We start from the raw sequence: 2,448 nt of genomic DNA, 5'->3' as shown, positions 1-2,448 counted from the left end.
TGGGAGGAACTGTTTCAGGCGATATTCTTTCTACGGATGTGGCCGGTGGTTTTACAGGTTGTTTACTGGGGTTGTATGCAACTTCGGCCAACGATGCAATTCCTGAATAGGACCATAAATTTGAATTACTAGATATTTCCGGTGTTGGGTCAAAGTTATTCTTTGGCTCATCCCCGGAATAGGTTTTTTTAGAAAGGCAGACTAATACTTAACTAAACAAGATGCAGACCAATAAAATTTTATCAACCGGGCTATTCCTGTTGTTTGCAGTGGCGGCTTTTGCTCAACAAATGAGTGTTGTGTCGCCCAATAAAAAACTTAAAGTTGAGCTTTTACAGTCAGAAAGCACAGAGTTTTCTCCATGGTTTTTAAAAGTAGATTACCGGGCTGATGAAGATTTTACCCCTGTTATCCCAAAAATCGATTTGGGATTACTACGCGACGATCAGGATTTTTCAAAAGGATTGATACTGAAAAAGGTTGAACCAATCCAATTGATCATAGAAGAATATACCGCCATACACGGAAAACGTTTGCAACGAAAAAATACCGCCAACGAAATTACCTTCTGTTTTGAAAATGAAAATAAATCGAAACTGAATGTAGTTGTTCGGGCCTGGAACGATGGAGTTACTTTTCGTTACGAATTTCCTGAAAAAGAAGGTGATTTTGTGATTCAGGACGAGTTCACCGCCTATACCATTCCCAATAAAACAAACCGCTGGCTGGAAGAATTCGATCTTTCAAACGAACGGCTTTACGCCAACAGCGACAGTGCTTCCGTTCAGAAAAACTGGTCGTACCCGGCACTTTTCGAAACCCCGGAAAAGAATTGCTGGTACCTGATACATGAAGCAGGTTTAGATAGAAGTTACTGTGCAACAAAACTGAACAACAACAGTGTTGCCGAACAATACAAGGTTACGCTTCCGCATCCCGGAGAAGGAGAGGGTGAAGCTTTGCCACAGATTACATTGCCCTGGAAATCGCCCTGGCGTGTGATTGCGGTGGGTAGTTTGGCCGATGTGGTGGAATCAACCCTGGTCGATGATGTTTCAAAACCTTCAGTTCTTGAAAATACCGATTGGATAAAACCCGGTGTGGCATCGTGGAATTACTGGTCGCACAACCACGGAACAAAAGATTTTAAAACCGTTTGCGAATTTGCTGATTTGGCTGCCGAAATGAACTGGCCGTACACCTTACTCGATTGGGAATGGGACCAAATGGAAAACGGTGGTAACCTGGAAGATGCAATCGATTATATTCATTCGCTGGGCCTTAAGCCACTGATGTGGTATAACTCGAGCATGTTTAAGTGGATTACTTCAACTCCTGTCGACCGGATGAAAACGCATGAAAACCGTGTGGAAGAATTTACCAAACTGAATAAACTGGGAGTTTACGGGGTAAAAATTGATTTCTTTTTAAGTGAGAAACAATACATGATCGACTACTACCTCGATATTTTGGAGGATGCTGCGCAGTTTAATATCATGGTTTATTTTCACGGTTGTTTGGTACCGCGGGGCTGGCAGCGTACTTACCCGCATCTGATGACGTACGAGGGAGTTCGTGGTGATGAATGGTACAACAACGGCCCCGAATTGACTGCTGCTGCGCCCGAACACAACAACGTATTGCCGTACACAAGAAATGTGGTCGGGTCGATGGATTATACGCCGGTAACATTTACCAATTCGCAATATCCGCATATTACATCTTATGCACACGAGCTGGCATTAAGTGTTGTGTTTGAATCAGGCATCCAGCATTTTGCCGATCGCCCCGAAGGATTTCGGAATTTACCCGATGCTGCACGTACATTTTTAAAAGAAGTTCCGGTGGTCTGGGACGAAACAAAATTGCTGGATGGTTATCCCGGTAAGTTCACGGTAATCGCACGCAAAAAAGCCGGGAACTGGTATGTTGGCGGCATTAATTCAGATGGAAGAAGAGAACGACAACAAACGCTTGACTTTGGTTTTCTGCCCGACGGAAATAAATACCGATTAACATTAATTGCCGACGGAGAACACGATACGGTTTTTTCTACGCAATACATGGTCGTTGATAACAGCAGTTCGATAAATGTAAAAATGCTTCGCAGAGGCGGATTTGCAGCTGTACTGAAACCGCTTGAATAACAAACGAAAGAAGATGATAAGACATTTCCTAAATAGAACGATCGTGGTGGCTGCCATTTTGTTGGGAGCCTTCTCGGCATGGGCACAACAATACCCGTATCAAAATCCCGAATTAAGTTCGGAAGAACGTGCAAAAGATTTGGTTTCGCGATTAACGCTCGAAGAAAAAGCAATATTGATGTGCGACCAGTCGGATGCCATTCCGAGACTCGGAATCAAAAAATTTAACTGGTGGAGCGAAGCATTGCACGGCTATGCCAACAACGATAATGTAACTGTTTTTCCGGAACCCATTGGAATG

2 protein-coding genes and 1 pseudogene are annotated in these 2,448 nt (G+C 43.5%); all 3 read left to right on the top strand.

The features are described from left to right. A partial coding sequence (locus tag ABZB17_RS22225) for a hypothetical protein (RefSeq protein WP_372653819.1) occupies positions 1–110 on the top strand: 110 nt, incomplete at its 5' end. Positions 111–221: 111 nt separating this feature from the next. Then, on the top strand, positions 222–2,147 hold the full coding sequence (locus ABZB17_RS22220; protein WP_372653816.1) for a glycoside hydrolase family 97 catalytic domain-containing protein: 1,926 nt from the start codon (positions 222–224) through the stop codon (positions 2,145–2,147). 13 nt (positions 2,148–2,160) lie between these two features. Further along, positions 2,161–2,448, top strand: a pseudogene (locus tag ABZB17_RS22215) (glycoside hydrolase family 3 protein); the annotation flags it as partial.

This window comes from Draconibacterium sp., assembly GCF_041583095.1.
In the GTDB taxonomy this organism is placed as follows: domain Bacteria; phylum Bacteroidota; class Bacteroidia; order Bacteroidales; family Prolixibacteraceae; genus Draconibacterium.
The sequence above is the reverse complement of the archived record's forward strand: the minus strand, read 5'-3'. Positions and strand labels throughout refer to the sequence as shown.